Raw genomic sequence first — 17915 nt, 5'->3', positions numbered from 1 at the left:
TGATAATTGTAATCATTAATAGACACTCATTATTTCCATCAGCATAATAATAGATATTAACTTTTTTGAAGATTGATATTCGGGGCTGAGTTGTTCTCTGATCTCACCTAATGCTTTACTCAGTTTATTACTTACGGTTTTATTGCTTATTCCTAAGGCTTCTGCGGTCTCGTGCACAGACATATTCTGTCGAATTCTCATCTCATAGACTTGCTGTTCTGTGGTAGGAAGTCGTGATACAACCTCGTCAATCAAAGATAATAAAGCAGAAATTTCGTTTTCTTCAAGAATTTCAAAATATTCCGTATCGGAGATCTCCAATTCTGCGGGAGTTTCAAACTCGTCGATACTTAATGTGGGAGGAGCCTTTTTAAAACTGTTATAATAATCTAATATCCTGTAGTGAAGATGTCTGAGCAGATAGCCTTTTGCACTTTCAGAATCATCAGTTTGTATAGTATCTGTATTTTCAAGGATCTTCATCCATAAGTTTTGAAGTAACTCTTCAGAAACTTCCTTATCCTTTGTTCGTACAAAGACAAAGCGGTACAGACTATCCCAATAACGGTCGTACAGGAGCATAAATGCAGGTCGATCACCTGATTTTATTTTCTTTAATAATATATAATCTGTTAAGCTCATATCGTTGCAACAAAATTACCTAAAGGAAAATGAACTTTTTGTGAACTTTAATTATGGTAAGGTTAAATATTTCTGAAAAACAAGGCTTGAATATGACGTTAATGTTGAGTAAATGTAAAAAAAGATTAAAATGATCAGAAATTAGGAACTAATATGAATATAATGTTAATAAACATCTAGGGAAGTTTTTCATTTTCATAGTCTTATAGATAGAAGTATCTGTGAATACTATGAATTATTTATGAAAAAAATTAACTACAAAAATATTGAAGTCTTTGTTTTCAAACTTTGGGAACGTGAAGTTTCAGAGGAAAAAGTTTCAGAAAAGGAAACCGAACTTTTAAGACAATGGAATAATAATGCAGAAAAAGATTTGAATGCTGTTCATATGCAGGAATCTAAAGTAAGAGTATTATCAGGACTAGAGTCTTATTTTAATTCAACGGGTAGAAGTATTCCTGTAAGAAGCTATAAAAAATACGTCTACCAGGTAGCAGCGGCTGTTGTACTTCTGCTTTCATTAGGAGGATTTCTTATTTATAATACTTTCATTAAACCGGATATCTATATTGCTGAATCCGGAGAAAAAATTATTCATCTTGAAGACGGATCGGTTGTTACCTTATTACCCGGAGCTGAGCTTACAGTCGCAAAATCATTTCCGGCTTCTACCAGAGTGGTCGATTTAAAAGGTGATGCTGTATTCTCCGTTGCAAAATCCAAGATTCATCCTTTCATTGTGAATGCAGATGGTTTCAGTACTAAGGTATTGGGAACAGTGTTTAAAATTTCCCAATCCGGGAAGAGCAAAGCGGTAGATCTTTATGAAGGTAAAGTTGCGGTATCTTCTGTCGGAACACCTGTTTCTTTTCTTAAACCTAATCAGAAGTGGACGAATTTCGGAGTTGCTCATACCACGGCTGTTATTTCATTTGCTCCTGATAAAACTTCCGGTAAATCAAGATCAGAATTACTGTCTTTAAGCTTTAATGATGTTCCTCTAAATGAAGTGATTGCTGTTTTGGAAAGCAATTATAATACGAAGATCTATTATCCGAAAGAAACTGAAAATAAAAGAATTACTGCCGATTTTACAGGAGGAACCGTTGCTGAAAATGTTGAATCACTGGCTTTTATCCTTGGATTCGAAGTGGAGAAAAAAGATAACACCTATATATTAAAAAATAAATAATCATATAATCTTAAATCTAAAGAGAAACACTTACGTATGAAAAGTTTGAAATGTGGTTTTACCATAGCAGCCTTATTTTTTACTGTTGCAGCAGAAGCACAGGAGCTGGTTCAGAAAGTTACATTTTCCGTTCCTTCAAGCAGACCGTTAATAGAAGTTCTGGAAGATTTTGCCGGAAAAACAGGAATGAGGCTTGCTTATTCAAAGGTTGATATTAAAGAACTGAAAGTAAAAGGAATAAAATGTGAAAATTCATCCATCCATAGCTGTCTTAAAGACATTACAAACGGACTTCCGGTTGTATTCCGTTTACATGGAGATCTGATTTCGATAAAATATGAAGGCGGAAATATTGCATTACCGGGAAACGGACGCATTTCCGGGAAAATCGTTGATGAGGTAGGAAATCCTATTGTTGGTGCTGAAGTTACTATTGCAGGGAAAACTGTATTGACAGACAATAATGGAGACTTTTCAACGGACCTGCCGTCAGGAATATATAATTTAACAATAAAAGCATCTAAATATAATACACTTAGAGTAGAAAAACTATCTATTGCGAACAAAGAGACCAATGCTGTTTCATTTGCTTTGAATAGAGCTTCTGATAAAATTACAGATATCAAAGAAGTGGTAGTTACAGCAACCCGTAAAGCAGATACACAGGCAGGATTACTGGCTCAACAGAAAAAAGCAGCCCAGATGAGTGATGGTATTTCTGCGGAGCAAATTTCGAAAACTCCGGATAATGATGTGGGTGGAACTTTAAAAAGAGTAACGGGAATTACCACTATAGACAATAAATATGTTGTCGTAAGATCAATGGGAGAACGTTGGAATACAGCGGCAATGGACGGGATCAATCTTCCTAGTACCGAGGCATATAATCAGAATTTTTCTTTTGATATTATTCCGACGGCAATGGTGGAAAGTGTTGTGGTAAGCAAATCTGCAACTCCTGATATGAATGCAAGTTTTGCAGGAGGTTTTGTGGAAGTAAGAACCAAAGATATTCCTAATGAGAATTTTACAACCGTAAGCATGGGAACTTCTTATAATGATCAGTCAGCTTTTAAAGAGTTTTTGACCCGTAAGCGTGGAAAGTATGATTATTTCGGGTATGATGACGGAACAAGAGACTTCCCAAAAGGGCTTCAGGCTATGAACTGGACTAATCCTATGTTTTTTGAACAGTCAAGCCAGTTTAAAAATGACAACTTCACCAATTACAGGACAAAAGGTGATATGGGTTCCAATTTGCAGCTTGCCTTAGGAAGAACCTATGCCCTTAAAAATAATAATAAATGGGGTTTTGCTGGAGCATTTATTATCAGAAATGAACAAAATAAGCTGGATATAGATCATACGGGAAGAGGAAACTGGCTGGATACAACAGATTTCTCTTTTGATGCCAATGGAAAAATGCCTTTTTATAATTTTAAGAATAAAGGAGCTTCTTATAATTACAATTCTACAGTGGCAGGAATGTTGAATTTTGGGTTACAATTAGGAAAAAGCAGAATTTCACTTCGTAATTCATATACTCATATTTATGATAACACACTCACAAGAATTACAGGCTGGGATGAATATACAAGTGGAAGTGGTAATCGTTCTGACGCAGAAGCTTCCTATAATTATTTTTATTACGGAATAATTCCCAATAATGACCCGTCAAAAATTTCATCTTTAGAAAAACCATTTACAAATAATACAGATTATCCTGTTTATCAAATGTTTTTGCAGAATAAGCTGGAAGGAAATCATAAGTTTGGTAATATGGAAGTCAATTGGTTTGCTGCCAGAACGGGAGTTTCATCAGATACTAAGGACTATACTCAATACAATACTTTATATAAATTCATTGGACGTGAGATTCTGAATTATCATATAGCTAATAATTCTGCAAGTGATTTTGCAAGAGGATATATTGGTAGTAAGGAAACCGATTATAATTATGGAGCTTCTTTCAAATGGAGCATGGACAGGGGAAATTTTAAAAATGATATTAAGGTAGGATATGCCGGAGCCTCAAAAAGCAATACAAATCAACAGCAGAAATTTTTATTAAGAGTCGATGGAAACAGAGATGTTCCGAATCCAAAAGTCTTGGAAATGTATGGAGCTCTTTCAGATTGGTTTGATGGTTCTCATTATGTCCCTGGCGGAATTGGTTGGGAAACCAGACCATTGTTTGTAGATGGTAAATATGAAGGAGAAGTAGAACAGCATGCTGCTTATGTAATGTTTGATAACCGTTGGAAAAATAAATTCAGACTAGTGTGGGGATTACGTGCTGAGTATTTTCAATATGATCTTGTTTCTCAGCAAATGGAAACTAAGGACTCTAATAATTTTACAAAAACAGGAATTGATGATAAACCATGGCAATGGATGCCTTCTGTAAATTTTACCTATAGTCCCACCAATAAAATAAATCTGAGACTTGCTTATAACAAGGCTGTCATTCGTCCTCAGTTTAATGAGCGTACCGGATTACCTTATTTTGATCCCATAGCCAACGGGCAGATTTTCAATACAAATATGGTGTCATCTGTAGTTAATAACTATGATTTTAAGTTTGAGTGGTTTCCGGGATTAGGAGAAATATTTTCAGCAGGCTTGTATTATAAAGATATTGACAGACCTATTGAAAGAGAAGGATATATTACCAGTGAAGGAAATTTACAACTTTATAACGGAAATTCTAAAAATGCAAAATTGAAAGGGTTTGAAGCGGAGTTTAGAAAAAATCTGGGATTTATTGCAACCAATTCTTTCATGGAAAAGCTCTTTATCAATGGAAATTTCACATATAACATTACGAAAGTAGTTGCTTTTAAAGATAAAGCAAAAACAACAGACCAGGACGCTACCTATGAAGTAGACAGACCTCTTTACGGGCAAACTCCTTATGCTTATAACTTAGGATTAATGTATGATGGAGAAAGATTGGGGTTCAGCTTTTTATATAATGCAAAAGGAGATCAGTATATAACGGTAGGATATTCTTATAACGGAGAGGAGATCCAACGCCCTTATGCTGTAGCAGATGCGCAGGTTTCATATAAGCTTTTAAGGAACAGAAATCTTGAAGTGAAGCTGAGTGTGAGGAATCTCTTCAACAGGGTAAAGGAATACTATAATAACTATAACTCTTATTTAGGGTATACTGATAATACCGGGGATAAAACAGCCCGTGAACTACAGACTATTGTGCCTGGGGCTACCAATAAATATGATAAAGACATTGATAAGATTTTATTCCGTGCTTACAGTGGAAGAATATTCGGACTAAGTGTTAACTATACATTTTAAGATCTCATTAAAAACTAATAAATCAACCCATAAAACTTATTAAAAATGAAAAAAATACCTCTAATTGCTGTCAGTTTATTGTGTATAGCATGCCAGAATGATCATTTGGCGGACTCTTCTTCACCATTTGAAATGAAGCCTACTTCAGCAGAGTATCTTACAGTTTCAGTACAACCTGTAACCCAGGTAAGCGGACCTATTACGTCTAATACAACATGGAGCGGAGTGATTGAAATGGACGGAATAATAGAGGTGAAAAATGGAGCAACATTAACAATTCTTCCAGGGACTTATATTAAAGCTAAGCCAAATTCTAAATGGCAGGCTACAGGAGTTTTGGTAATTACTAAGTCAGGGAAAATCAATGCAACAGGAACTGAGACTCAGCCCATTGTTTTTACAAGTTATAATCTTTTGGATGGAAATGAAGATACAGTAGCAAGACCGGGGGACTTCGGCGGAGTGATTATGTTAGGAGACGCACCTACCAATGTACCTTATACAACTAATATTGAAGGATTAAACGGGCCTGATTATTACTTTGGAGGTGTCAATCCATATCACAATGGAGGAACAATGAAATATGTACGCATCGAGTTTGCAGGATATGATTTTACTGGGGCTAATTCAGGTAACGAAATTAACGGTCTCACCTTAGGCGGCGTTGGGAATGGGACAACTTTAGATCATATTCAGGTATCTTATAGTTTGGATGATTCTTTCGAATTTTTTGGAGGAACAGTAAATGCCACTAATTTGGTTTCTCTTGCAGCTGAAGATGATAATTTCGATTTTGATAACGGATATACAGGAACTATAACCTGTGCTCTTTCTTTGGGAGACTACTTCGGATATCATGCCACAAGTGGGGGAAGTTCGGATTCTAATGGTATTGAGCTAGACAATAACTCAACAGGTACACCTACTGTTTTAATCACAAATCCTACCATAAACAATCTTACCATTATTGGTGCAAAATATGGAGTAGCAGGGCAGGGACTTGTTTACGAAAACGGTATACATATCAGAAGATACGGAAAATTAACACTTAATAATGCATCGATTACAGGTTATCCTACCGGAATCCGAGTAGAATCGACAGGTTCAGTGCTTTCTTCAGCTTCTAACCTGAATTCAATCTTTGTACACGGCTTCGGAACCTCTGTTATAGGAGCAGGAACTGCAGGAATTCCAACATCTAATCTTATGACGGGAACTACAGCAGCGCTATTGGGGATGAATCAACCATTCCTTAATGAAGGATCCTGGAATGTTTCTCCACGAAACTGTGGAAATTTCCAGGGCAACTGGACAAAATACAATTTTACTATTGTGGAATAAATAATGAGTATAAAAAAGAGCTCTCGATATAGAAGTGTACAGGTTTCGGAATCCTGAAAAATGAACCGGAATAATACTGATGATGCGCACAGCAGTACCGAATCAATCAAAAACCGATCACTATTGACTTTTCCCGGAAGATAGTGAAAACAAACAGGGAACTCAGACAGCTCAGCTCCTCCTGATCTGTAGGATGTAAACAATAACCAAATCGCAGAAATATAGAGGCAGATATTTCTGAATATTAAAAATTTCTGGTCATAAAAACAAATAACCGGATCTATCAAAAATTATAACAATGAAAAGATTAACTCTAATTGCAGCTGCTGCATTATCACTTACAGCTTGTCAAAATGATCATTTAGCAGATTCTTCTACTCCTTTCGAAATGAAATCTACTTCAGCTGAATATCTTACAGCTTCTGCACTTCCTGTAACTAAAGTAAGCGGTGATATTACTTCTAATACAACATGGAGTGGAGTAATAGAAATTGATGGTACTGTAGCCGTAAAAAACGGAGCAACACTTACCATTCAGCCAGGAACTTTCATCAAAGCAAAACCTAATGCAATAGGAGAAGGTTCAGGTATTCTTGTTATTACCAAAACAGGTAAAATTAATGCTACAGGAACAGAATCTCAACCAATTGTTTTTACAAGCTACAGATTATTGGACGGAGATGATACTACTACGGCTGTACCTGGAGACTTTGGAGGAATTATCCTTTTAGGGGATGCTCCTACCAATGTACCTTTTACTACAACTGTAGAAGGTCTGCCAGCTAATAATCCTGATTTCTACTTTGGTGGAACAACTTCCGGACATAATGCAGGTACGATAAAATACGTTCGTATTGAATTTGCAGGTTATGATTTCGTAGGAGCTAACTCTGGAAACGAAGTTAATGCTTTAACTCTAGCTGGTGTTGGAAATGGTACTACTTTAGATCATATTCAGGTTTCTTACGGACAGGATGATTCTTTTGAATTCTTCGGTGGAACTGTAAATGCTTCTAACCTTGTTTCTTTTGCAGCTGAAGATGATAATTTCGATTTTGATAATGGATATACAGGAACTATTACTTGTGCATTGTCTTTAGCAGATTACAAATCAGCACATACCGTAAGTGGAGGATCTCCTGATTCTAACGGTATCGAATTGGATAACAACGCAACAGGTACTGCAACTTCATTAATTACAAACCCTACGATCAACAATCTTACTATTATCGGGGCAAAAAATGGAGTAACAGGACAAGGACTTGCTTATGAAAACGGTATTCACATCAGAAGAAACGGAAAATTAACATTGAATAATGCCGTAGTTACAGGATATCCGGTAGGAATCAAAGTAGAAAATACAGGTTCTGAGCTTTCTGCAGCATCTAACTTAAGTTCAATCCAGGTACACGGATTCGGAACTTCTGTTACAGGAGCAGGAACTGCGGGAATCCCAGCAGCAAACCTATTAACAGGTACTTCTGCAGCTCTTTGGGGAATGAGCCAGCCATTCTACAACGAAGGATCTTGGAACGTATCTCCTAGAAACTGTGGAAACTTCCAGGGAATCTGGACGAAGTATAACTTCTCACTTTAGGAATAAATTCTAAAAAAAACAGGGAAAGATTAATGCTTTCCCTGCTTTTATTCTTTTAAAAATCTTAATAACAAGTATTATGAAAAAATTATTTTTATTATCTATTGCATTGCTTTCACATGCTGTTACAGCACAGGACCTTGTATGGGCAAATTCTTTTGATACGCCCGATGATCTTCAGGGTTGGACATTCCATGATCTGAACAACAACGGTAACAAATGGACTCAGGGACAGAATATGTTTCGTCCTACTACCACTATGCAATATGGAACAGAAGGAGTTCTAAGACATTCTATTAGTTTAGTTCCTTCAGGGTTTGTTCAAGGGCTTGACACAGAGAATGACTGGGCGATCTCTCCTGAAATTGATTTATCTTCTGCCGGAGGAACTCTTACCCTAGTCGCTTCTATTGGAAGAATGAGAGTACAGGATAATATGATAGGCAGAAATCTTTACATTTATGTAAGCACCCCTGAAAAACCTGTTCCGACATTATCAGATTTTCAGGTACAGACTGCAGATCCAGCAGGAAATGAATACTATATCGTAGCAGGAAATACACAGACTCCTTTCCCACCTAGTATTTCAGGGTTCGTAGAATCTCTTGTAGATATTTCTGCTTTTGCCGGTAAAAAGATTTATATAGGACTGTGGACTAATAAACTTCCTGGTTTTGAGACTAATGCTTCGAATATTAATATTAATGAGATGTCGATTTATGCTACAGCAACACTAGGCACAAAGGATGTAAAAAAGAACAAAACACTTACCAGAATCATTGAAAATCCGGTAAAAGAAAATTTACAGTTACAGCTTAATCCCGCATTAAAAGAGAATGCTACAATGATTAATATCTATAATGCAGTAGGACAAAGAGTAGTTGCTACTCAATATTCAAAATCAATCAGTGCAGTAGCTTTATCTACAGGAAAATATATCGTGGAAGTAACAGACGGTAAAACTACAGAAACGTTGAGTTTTATTAAAAAATAGACTTTCTGATTTAAAAACTGATTTAGAAATACATGAAATTTTAAATATACAATAATGGGTAGCAGTCTCAGGTGTTACCCAGAACATATCCAACTAGTTTTTTTATAATTATTATTGCCCTGTACAAAAGGCAGGGCAATTTTTTAAAGTTTTAAATAATATTAAAGATGAATAAAATCTTTGCATTTCTATTATTGACTCTATTATTTTCCTGTACAGACAATACAATAATGGAAAGATATGATGCCATACAAAAGCCAGCTGAAGTAGTTATTAAAGGATATTCTAAGCCCGATGTACTTCAGTTGAGACTCAATGGAGAGCCAATATCGATTGACGGAAAAACCTCTTATACCAATAAAATAGAAACCACGATTCAGTTTGTTGTGGATCAGGGAGAAACCAACAAACTGGCAATATATAATAATGAAACAGGGAAGGAAATAGCAAAATATATGATTAACTATGATAACATAGCTGATTATAAAAAAGTAAATTTCTTCAATCTGCCAGGAATTTTCCTGCAAACAGATGTCGTAAAACCTCAAGTCGGTTTTGGAAAGGTAGGCTTCGTATTTATTTTTCCGAATCTGGGTGAATATTCAGGAACATCTCTTACAAGTGTGAAAGGTGTTTTAAAAAGAGAAAATGGAGTAGTGCTTGCCGAATTTGACAATATTGAAAAAGACAATTTTACTCCGGTAAAAATTTATAGTGCCTTCAGCTCTACAGCACCTGTATATCTTGAACTTTATAAACCAGGAACTACAGAACCTTATACAGGATCTGATATAATCAAGGTTAAATTAAAACAGCATACCGGAGCCAATATGATCGTACTTCAGGAAAAATCAGAAAATGGAATGCCAGTTGTAAAAGGTGATATTGATGTTTCAGAATATTTGTAGTCAGATATGAAAAGCTTTTTGACACTTTATTGTATAGCCATTATTACCATTGTCTTGTCCTGTACCAACAATGATGATAATCCCCCTGTTTTCCCTGAAGGAAGTACAGAATCTGTGAATGTCTGGGTTCAGGACAGTATGAGGAGGTATTATTATTGGGCAGATCAGATGCCTGTAAAACCGGATTACCATCTTCCTGTAAAAGATTTTTTTAAAAGTTTGCTGGCTCCTCAGGATCGTTTTTCCTTTATTGTAAATACCGAAGATACTTCCAGCTATCCACGATCTATCCGAAACATGTATGGTTTTGATTACACCGTTATTCAGCAGACAAATGGAAACGTTTTAGCTGTTATTAAATTAGTCCTTAAAAATTCACCTGCTTTCAATGCGGGACTGGAAAGAGGAATGATTATTACGAGGATCAACGGTAAAAATATCACTGCGGCAAATGCAGAAACTCTTACTTCTTCAATGAAAGATCTTACAGTATTAGACCTTACCGTAGGAAACTGGAAAAATGAAGCTGTAACTGATGAAAAAGATATAAAAGTGTATTATGGTTTATCCTTTGAACAGCCTGTTTTGTCCAAAGTATTTGAAAAAAACGGTAAAAAAGTGGGCTATTTGTATGTCTATGATTTTCCAGATGGGATGACTTCTGTTTTCAGTCAGAAATTTGCGGAATTTAAAACTGCTGGTGTACAGGAACTTATTTTGGACCTTCGGTATAATTATGGAGGATCTGTGTCTGCTGCGGCTGCACTTTGCTCACTGATTCCCCCAGGGATTTCGGAAAGCTCCCCATTCATTACATTTAAAGGAAATAAAAACGGCGGGCAGGTAAAAAGAACGTTTGCCCAACAGATTGCTTATGACCCCAAGGCTATTGGTTTTAATGCTTTACGTGCAAATGCTTTAGGTTTAAATAAAGTTTATATTCTTACTTCAAATAGCACTGCTTCAGCAGCAGAAATAGTAATTAATAACTTAAAACCTTATGCACAGGTTATCCAGATCGGAAGTACAACCTTAGGAAAAGATATGGCAGGATTTTCTGTAGAAGATAAACGTAAACCCAGAAAAATCTCATGGCAGATTCATCCAGTAATCTATAAAGTTTTTAATGCCGATGGTACCGGTGAATACAGCAACGGAATTTCACCACAAATTGCCGTTAATGAATATGCTGAACTCCCATTATTACCATTAGGTGATTCTAATGAAACATTGATTTCCTCCGTTCTCAATGGAGGTTACCTAAGATCGGCAGATCATGAGAGATTCAATAAAGATGTAAAAATTCTGTATCAGAGTGACCTGAATTTTATTCAGGGACAGAAATAATCATTCATTTAAGTTTCTTTAAAAAATAAAACAATGCAAGGAATAGAACCAAAGGTGCACACAAATCTGACGAGCCGTATGGAATACTTTCGCGTATTATTACAAGGAGCTGTGGAAGAAGCTGATGCTCAGACTTCCGATATTCTAGTGAAAATTTCAGAACTTGACGAGCTGTACAAAGATTATTTGCTCAACAAAAGGAATCTGGAAAAAAGTATTAAGAATTATCGTGAATATCATAATGATTTGCAAAGAAAAGTTACCGTAAGACTTAGGGAACTCAGAAAAAAAGCAAGAGAGAAATAATAAGAATGCCCGATTTTAAATACGAAATTCATACTTTTATAACATCAAGTTGAAAGGTTAAAAGTATATGAATCATAATGAGACTGAACTTTCCGGTTATTTAGATCTGTTTTGGCAGTTTTCATGGTCACAATGGATCATTTTCAGTCTGGTCATTAATGTTATTCTATACTTATTTTCAATTGGATTGTACCTTTTTATTGATAAAACCTGCCGGAAAAATCCATTACAGGAGAAAGACCATCCCTTAACAAAATCTGATTTTTATATAAGTCTTCTTACAGTTGCCTGTAACAGTCTGGTCATGCTGATCGGTGTTTTTTTATGGAAAAATGGATGGATCGAAGTGAGCAATAGCCTTTCGCCAGGCATTATTATATTGGAAGTTGTCGCATTATTACTTTTAATGGATCTTTTGATGTATTTCTTTCACTATGCTTCCCATTTACCTTTTGTATATAAACTGTTGCATGGAAAGCATCATGAACATGTAAGTACCAATTACCTAAGTCTTTTTGTATTACATCCCTTTGAAACGATCGGTTTTGGAGTAATGATGCTGGTTTTATTGATGTGCTATGACTTTTCTGTGGTCTCTATTTCTATTTACTTGTTGATCAATCTTATTTGGGGAACCATCGGACATTTGAACAGAGAATTTTTCCCTGCACAGTTTGATCGTTTCTTTATCGGGACTACCAGATTCCATAATTACCACCATAGAGATGAAACAAAGAATTTTGGGTTTTATACTTCAATCTGGGATAGACTGTTTGGAACTTATAGATAGAAGGGACGCTAGCCTCTGGAAGAAGGACGTTTCAGGAAGTCTTTAACATATAATTATATCTTTAAACATAATTGTAATTTATCTTTAACGCTAACGATCACAAAAGTGTTGACAAAAAGTACCTACAATAAGAACGCAAAGGCGTTTCACTCAGCAAAATAAACTCATTCTCATTTGCTGAACGAAGTGCCGTAGCGAGCGAAAAAAAACATTTTATTCTTTTTCTTTCTGTACTTTGCGTTTAAGAAAAGTATAAGTGTTTTTATTAAATTTTTCTATTCATGTCTTTTGCTTCATCCCAACATGCTACACAAAGTATTTTATAATCACAATTGGTAAACCATTCCTCCTCATCTTTCTCCGTTTCAATCTGCTGCTCTGCAGCATGACACAGATCACACCAGGCATCAGGTCGTCCAAGATCTCCCGGATCAAACTCATGAAAACCCACAGGAATCCGATCTAATAAACTATGAGCAAGATGAGTACACAGAAGACCTATTTCCTGTTTTCCATGTAAAGAACATTCAGTATATTTTTTTGACATGTTTTAAAGCTAAAGAAGAATGAATATTTTATGGCTCTTAGGTGTATTCAAAGCAAATCACTGCCTTTTTAATCGAATCATCATGGAATAAAAAAATCTGATCAGCCGCATTTTCTTGAAAATCATAACCTTCAATACTAGCAATATAATCTAATAATTTTTCGTTCAGATAAGGTTTGTTGGTAAGATTTTCTCCGCCAAAATTACTGTCTTCAAGACTGTTTTTCTCAGTATTAAGCTCCTCAAATATTCCATACAGTTTATTTTTAGCCCTTTCAATCATATAATCAGAATGTTCATCTTTCTCCAGATCTTCAACGGTTAACTGGCGAAGTCTTTCAAGTCTACGAATATCATCCACAGTAAGTCCGGGTCTGTAAGAATATTTGTCATACAGTTTACCATGTTTGTTGTAATAAGCTTTTTTCAGCTCGTACATGGCTTCATTCATATTATATTCAATATCGAGATCAGAAAACGCTTCATTATATTGATCTGGTTTAATTTCAGTAGAGGTCTGGAAGTAGTTCCAATCTGCATCGAATTTATATTTACCATCAATGATATCAAACCCCAGCATATCAGCTTTAGTAAACTGAGTATGATATTCTTCACGTTCTTCTCCCACACAGCCATCATAAATTTCCTTTACAGAAACAATATGAAGCCATTCATTTTTTGAAGGGTCAATAAGTTTGAGATTAAAAGAACAAATTGGAAGAAAGTATTTTTTGTGATTTTCCAGGTCGTCATAGAATACATCTTCATAAGCTGGAAAAAGTTTAATCAGTTCACTCATGGAATCGAAATTAATTTTTTAAATGAATTAGTGTTACAACATTTTGCTGTTCTTCAAAAATACAAATTAATTAAAGGAAAATCCAAGAGTTTATGCAAGTCTGAGGAGAAGAGAGAGTTTATTGTATGATAAAAAATAAACCATTAATATTGTTTTAGAAAGTAAGAAAAATTAAGGTAAAAATCTTACGATTTTAAATAAGCATCCTTCTTACAGCGAAGCGCCTCTTAATTTTCCTTAAAGCCTTATTAAATCTTAATGGTTAAAAAAATATTATTTTGTAGCTTTTAAAGCCTCTTGAATTCTGTCTTCAATCATCCTCCAGTCATACAAATGGAAAACTCTGCCATTACTCATTGCCACAAACACACCTTTAGGAAATTTTGGTCCCAAATTAACGTTTGTTACTTCTGAACCATCACTTTCAAGCGTTGAAACCGGTATTTCAGCAATTCTGCCTTTTGCCGGATTTTCCCTTAAATAAACATTAAATGTATCATTCTGCTGATTGGAAACCAAAATATATCCCGTATTTTCTGAAGTAGGATAGATAGAAATTCCTTCCACATCAGATTTGAAATCGCCTTGTCCGAAAACCAAAAGTTCCTCATTTCCTTTTGCCGGATCTGCATAATATTGGTGCACTCCAAACTGTTCATCCGAATAATAAATATATCCTTTTTCATCGTCCACAGCAATACTTTCAATCTCTTTTAAGCCGCTGTATTTCCCAAATTTACGAACAACTTCTCCTGTAATGCTCCCGTTTTTTTCAGAGAGCTTATATTGCCAAAGATAACCGTCTTTAGGTCCTGATTTTCTTCCTGCAATGACAAAAATTTCTCCTGTCTGAGGATTTTTATACATCGAAACTCCCATCGGTCCACGTTCTGTTTCACCTTCGAATACAGAAATTTCCCCAACCTCTTTCAGTTCAGGAAGAGAATAAAGCTTTACTTTATTGGTTTCGCGTTCTGTAACTGCTGCAATATCTGTTTTCTTTCCATTTAAAGTAAAACCATACTCGATGTCTACATTATTAGGACGTTGAAGTCCTGAAACTTTGTGTATAATTTTACCATTAAGATCAAAAGCATACAATCCGCCATCAGTATCCTTGTCTGTCCCGATGATAATACTTTTGGAAGCATCTGCCGGATTGATCCATATTGCCGGATCATCGGTATCATGAGCTACTGTTTCGGTAATAACGGTTGGTTTTAATTTTTGTCCTATTTGTTTCTGCCCTGTACAGCTGATCACCAAAGGAAAAGCTGCAAGTGCTGTGATATAATATGTTATCTTTTTCATGTTAAAAATCGAATTTTACCCCTAGGGTAAATCTTGGTCTGTAATACTCTGCCTGTGCAGTTCTGCTTTGAATTCCCTGATAATATCTTAACGGCTGATTCGTCAGATTATTGGCTTCTGCGAAGATTCTAAGCTGTTTTGTGATTTTATAGGAAGCATTCGCATCCAGGAAGAATTGTTTGTCGTAATAACGGTCGTCAAAGGATTTCCCACCCAGTTCATCAATATAATGAGAGGCGTAATTCATAGAAACCCTTGCTGAAAAACGTTTGTTTTCCCAAGAAAGCGATCCGTTGAACATATGAGGAGCAGCTCCCGGGAAACCCACATCTGTTCTCTCAATACCTTCTTCATTGGTGATTCCCTTAGCTTTAGAATGAGTGTAAGTATAATTTACATAAACTCCAAGTCCCTTCCAAAAAGCTCCAGGAATAAAGTCCAATTGCCTTTGTAAAGCTACTTCAAATCCGTAAATATCTACATTGTCTCCATTACGTTGCTGCATAAATTTCCAGTTGCTTTCACCCGTCGGAATAGGGTTGGATTGCCCTGCAAAATCATTGGCAAAGTCATTGGCGGTATAGTTTCTTCTTGAGAAAGTATAAATAAAGTCTTTTAAGTTTTTATAAAAAATACCTCCTGAAAGAATACCTACAGATTTAAAGTACTTTTCAGCCATAAAATCAAAATTATAAGCATAAGTAGCTTTCAAATTCGGGTTTCCTGCTGAAATAACCTCGTCTTCAGAAATTACATTAAGATAAGGAACCAGTGAATAGTAATTCGGACGGGCAAGAGCTGTTGTAAATGCTGCACGAAGTACCAGATCCTGAACCGGAACATACTTAAAAGATACATTTGGAAGTACGTTTGTATAGGTATTGGTATTGTTGATTTTTCCAACAAGGTCACTTTCATTCAAAACATAATTTCCTGTATAATCAATGGTGGTAGATTCAATTCTCGCTCCCACAATCATGGATAACTTATCATTGAAATCCTGGTCCCAACGGATATATCCTGCATAGATCTGCTCTTTTGCACTATAATTATTGGAAAGGAATTTTGATGGCTTCGATTTTCCTTTAAATAAACCTGAATTAAATAAATCAAGACCTCCTAAATATGCAGGATCTACAAATGCTCCCGGAACATAGTTTCGTGCCTGGAAATTCTTTCCGTCAAGATTCACTGTAGGCACAGAGAGTAGACTTCCCATATTATTGATAGGCTCGAAAGCATAAAAATCATTATCTCTTTCCTTTTCTTTTAAACGCATACGGAAACCAGTACGAAGTCTTCCTTTTTGGTCTTCAATCACAGAGAAAGGAAAACGTATATTTACTTTAGCTCCAAATTCTTTTTCCTGTGTAAAACTGTTGGCATCCGAAAGATCACTTAGTTTATAGCTTCCTAAATTATCCGTTGCAAGAAGATTGATTATTGGTTTTCTCGGGTCGCTAAGGTCCGGAGAGAAAGTCATTTTACTGTTTTCAAACTCTATATAACGCTGATGAGGTTTATCTTCGCTTGCTATAGCATAATTCATAGACCAGTCAAGATCTACTTTAGAACCTAATAAATGTTCTCCTCTTAAAGCATAATTCTGAACCTTTTGTTTTTCAAGTCGGGTATTATCATTATCAGCATCTCCGCCTTTGTTTTGCCTTGTAATACTGCCTTTCCAGCCTGTGATTTCAGATTCATCAGTATTATAAACAGGCTTTATTTTATATCCCAGCGCAAAACGATTTTCTTTGTCATTTCTGAAGTTGTACATGGCTGAAGCATAGATTTTATTTCTGGAATTGAATTCATAATCCATATTCAAATCAAAACTATGCCTGATACGATGCTCGTTATAATGGCGAACGCCCATTTTACTTATATAAACTGTTTTCGCAGCATCATTAGCCTGGCTCCATACAGGTTCTATATTATCTGAGCCAAAATTATTGTTGTTATAAGAAAAACTGAATACAGCACCCAGTTTTTTATCTAAAAAACGGTTTCCATAGACAAATCCGGCTGTATAATTTCCCTTTTCACGGATCGGGTTATAGCCTCCTGCAAGTGTTGCCGAAATTCTCTGCCCGTTAGGAGAAGCCCTTGTAATAAGGTTTACAGAACCTCCGATGGCGTCTGCATCCATATCCGGCGTCAGAGTTTTATTCACCTCAATGGTTGAAATCATGTCAGAAGGAATAAGATCCATCTGAACATTACGGTTGTCTCCTTCAGCTGAAGGAATTCTGTCACCATTCAGAGTCACAGAATTCAAGTTGGGAGCAAGTCCTCTGATGATAAGATTTCTCGCTTCCCCCTGATCATTTTGTATGGTAACTCCCGGAACTCTTTTCAAAGCATCTCCGATATTGGCATCGGGGAAACGTCCTATTTGGTCTGAGGAAATTACATTGGTGATATTGGAATTGTTTTTCTGCTTGTTCAAAGCTCTCGCCTGATTTTTTAAAGTAGCTCCTGAAACCACAATTTCAGCAATACTATTTTCTTTTTTATCAAAAACAATGTTTTGCCTTGTGTTCTTCTCAGGTTCTACAATTACATTGTATTCATGCGTTCCATAGCCGAGATAATCAATTTTCATGGTGTAGTTCCCGGGAGGAACATTCAGGAAAACAAAATTTCCGTGGTCATCGGAAGTTGTATAGATGTTTCCTGGGCTCAGGGAGATTTTAGCTCCTGGCAGGGCTATTCTGGTGTCGTCATTGATGTTTCCGGAGAGAGTACCGGTTTGTGCATAGAAAAATAGAGAAGCACAAAATAAAACAGATGTAAAAATTTTCTTCACTTTCTTTTGAT

General features: G+C 35.8%; 14 protein-coding genes. 9 read left to right on the top strand and 5 right to left on the bottom strand.

Features of this window, described 5'->3' with window-relative positions; genetic code table 11:
- Positions 1-15: 15 nt before the first annotated feature.
- Positions 16-642, bottom strand: a complete 627-nt coding sequence (locus tag BW983_RS13505) for an RNA polymerase sigma factor (protein ID WP_076552438.1) — start codon at positions 640-642, stop codon at positions 16-18.
- A 241-nt stretch (positions 643-883) separates the two neighbouring features.
- On the opposite strand from BW983_RS13505, the gene BW983_RS13500 reads away from it, so the two are divergent.
- The 9 genes from BW983_RS13500 (at position 884) to BW983_RS13460 (ending at position 12435) form a co-directional block, all read left to right on the top strand.
- Positions 884-1834 carry a FecR family protein gene (locus BW983_RS13500; protein WP_076552437.1) on the top strand — a complete coding sequence of 317 codons (951 nt, stop codon included), beginning with the start codon at positions 884-886 and terminating at the stop codon, positions 1832-1834.
- A 36-nt stretch (positions 1835-1870) separates the two neighbouring features.
- A complete protein-coding gene (locus tag BW983_RS13495) occupies positions 1871-5152 on the top strand; it encodes a TonB-dependent receptor (protein ID WP_076552436.1) in 3282 nt (1093 codons plus the stop codon).
- A gap of 45 nt (positions 5153-5197) precedes the next feature.
- Positions 5198-6493 carry a hypothetical protein gene (locus tag BW983_RS13490; protein WP_076552435.1) on the top strand — a complete coding sequence of 432 codons (1296 nt, stop codon included), beginning with the start codon at positions 5198-5200 and terminating at the stop codon, positions 6491-6493.
- A 298-nt stretch (positions 6494-6791) separates the two neighbouring features.
- The gene (locus BW983_RS13485; protein ID WP_076552434.1) at positions 6792-8090 is read left to right on the top strand and encodes a hypothetical protein; all 1299 of its coding nucleotides are present in this window, start codon (positions 6792-6794) and stop codon (positions 8088-8090) included.
- 79 nt (positions 8091-8169) lie between these two features.
- Positions 8170-9084 carry a T9SS type A sorting domain-containing protein gene (locus tag BW983_RS13480; RefSeq protein WP_076552433.1) on the top strand — a complete coding sequence of 305 codons (915 nt, stop codon included), beginning with the start codon at positions 8170-8172 and terminating at the stop codon, positions 9082-9084.
- A gap of 167 nt (positions 9085-9251) precedes the next feature.
- Entirely contained in the window at positions 9252-9992 is a 741-nt protein-coding gene (locus tag BW983_RS13475) for a hypothetical protein (RefSeq protein WP_228409006.1), read from the top strand.
- Between the two features lie 6 nt (positions 9993-9998).
- Positions 9999-11339 carry a S41 family peptidase gene (locus BW983_RS13470; RefSeq protein WP_084184492.1) on the top strand — a complete coding sequence of 447 codons (1341 nt, stop codon included), beginning with the start codon at positions 9999-10001 and terminating at the stop codon, positions 11337-11339.
- Between the two features lie 33 nt (positions 11340-11372).
- Complete coding sequence (locus tag BW983_RS13465) at positions 11373-11645, top strand: hypothetical protein (RefSeq protein ID WP_076552431.1); 273 nt, start codon at positions 11373-11375, stop codon at positions 11643-11645.
- Positions 11646-11712: 67 nt separating this feature from the next.
- The gene (locus BW983_RS13460) at positions 11713-12435 is read left to right on the top strand and encodes a sterol desaturase family protein (RefSeq protein WP_076552430.1); all 723 of its coding nucleotides are present in this window, start codon (positions 11713-11715) and stop codon (positions 12433-12435) included.
- 265 nt (positions 12436-12700) lie between these two features.
- On the opposite strand, the gene BW983_RS13455 is transcribed toward BW983_RS13460, so the two are convergent.
- The 4 genes from BW983_RS13455 to BW983_RS13440 form a co-directional block, all read right to left on the bottom strand.
- Positions 12701-12982 (bottom strand): hypothetical protein, encoded by a 282-nt coding sequence (locus BW983_RS13455; RefSeq protein WP_076552429.1) that lies wholly within the window; start codon positions 12980-12982, stop codon positions 12701-12703.
- Between the two features lie 37 nt (positions 12983-13019).
- Positions 13020-13781 carry a hypothetical protein gene (locus BW983_RS13450; protein ID WP_076552428.1) on the bottom strand — a complete coding sequence of 254 codons (762 nt, stop codon included), beginning with the start codon at positions 13779-13781 and terminating at the stop codon, positions 13020-13022.
- A gap of 273 nt (positions 13782-14054) precedes the next feature.
- Positions 14055-15092: a phytase gene (locus tag BW983_RS13445; RefSeq protein ID WP_084184490.1), complete on the bottom strand. Its 1038-nt coding sequence runs from the start codon at positions 15090-15092 to the stop codon at positions 14055-14057.
- Between the two features lies 1 nt (position 15093).
- A complete protein-coding gene (locus BW983_RS13440) occupies positions 15094-17904 on the bottom strand; it encodes a TonB-dependent receptor (protein WP_076552427.1) in 2811 nt (936 codons plus the stop codon).
- Between the last annotated feature and the right edge of the window lie 11 nt (positions 17905-17915).

The organism is Chryseobacterium ureilyticum (genome assembly GCF_900156735.1).
Classification (GTDB): Bacteria; Bacteroidota; Bacteroidia; order Flavobacteriales; family Weeksellaceae; genus Chryseobacterium; species Chryseobacterium ureilyticum.
This window is presented reverse-complemented; position numbering and strand designations above follow the sequence as displayed.

Bases quoted from the DNA above. Each gene is read 5' to 3' on its own strand.
- BW983_RS13505 (WP_076552438.1), bottom strand. From the start codon at position 642: ATGAGCTTAACAGATTATATATTATTAAAGAAAATAAAATCAGGTGAT.
- BW983_RS13500 (WP_076552437.1), top strand. From the start codon at position 884: ATGAAAAAAATTAACTACAAAAATATTGAAGTCTTTGTTTTCAAACTT.
- BW983_RS13495 (WP_076552436.1), top strand. From the start codon at position 1,871: ATGAAAAGTTTGAAATGTGGTTTTACCATAGCAGCCTTATTTTTTACT.
- BW983_RS13490 (WP_076552435.1), top strand. From the start codon at position 5,198: ATGAAAAAAATACCTCTAATTGCTGTCAGTTTATTGTGTATAGCATGC.
- BW983_RS13485 (WP_076552434.1), top strand. From the start codon at position 6,792: ATGAAAAGATTAACTCTAATTGCAGCTGCTGCATTATCACTTACAGCT.
- BW983_RS13480 (WP_076552433.1), top strand. From the start codon at position 8,170: ATGAAAAAATTATTTTTATTATCTATTGCATTGCTTTCACATGCTGTT.
- BW983_RS13475 (WP_228409006.1), top strand. From the start codon at position 9,252: ATGAATAAAATCTTTGCATTTCTATTATTGACTCTATTATTTTCCTGT.
- BW983_RS13470 (WP_084184492.1), top strand. From the start codon at position 9,999: ATGAAAAGCTTTTTGACACTTTATTGTATAGCCATTATTACCATTGTC.
- BW983_RS13465 (WP_076552431.1), top strand. From the start codon at position 11,373: ATGCAAGGAATAGAACCAAAGGTGCACACAAATCTGACGAGCCGTATG.
- BW983_RS13460 (WP_076552430.1), top strand. From the start codon at position 11,713: ATGAATCATAATGAGACTGAACTTTCCGGTTATTTAGATCTGTTTTGG.
- BW983_RS13455 (WP_076552429.1), bottom strand. From the start codon at position 12,982: ATGTCAAAAAAATATACTGAATGTTCTTTACATGGAAAACAGGAAATA.
- BW983_RS13450 (WP_076552428.1), bottom strand. From the start codon at position 13,781: ATGAGTGAACTGATTAAACTTTTTCCAGCTTATGAAGATGTATTCTAT.
- BW983_RS13445 (WP_084184490.1), bottom strand. From the start codon at position 15,092: ATGAAAAAGATAACATATTATATCACAGCACTTGCAGCTTTTCCTTTG.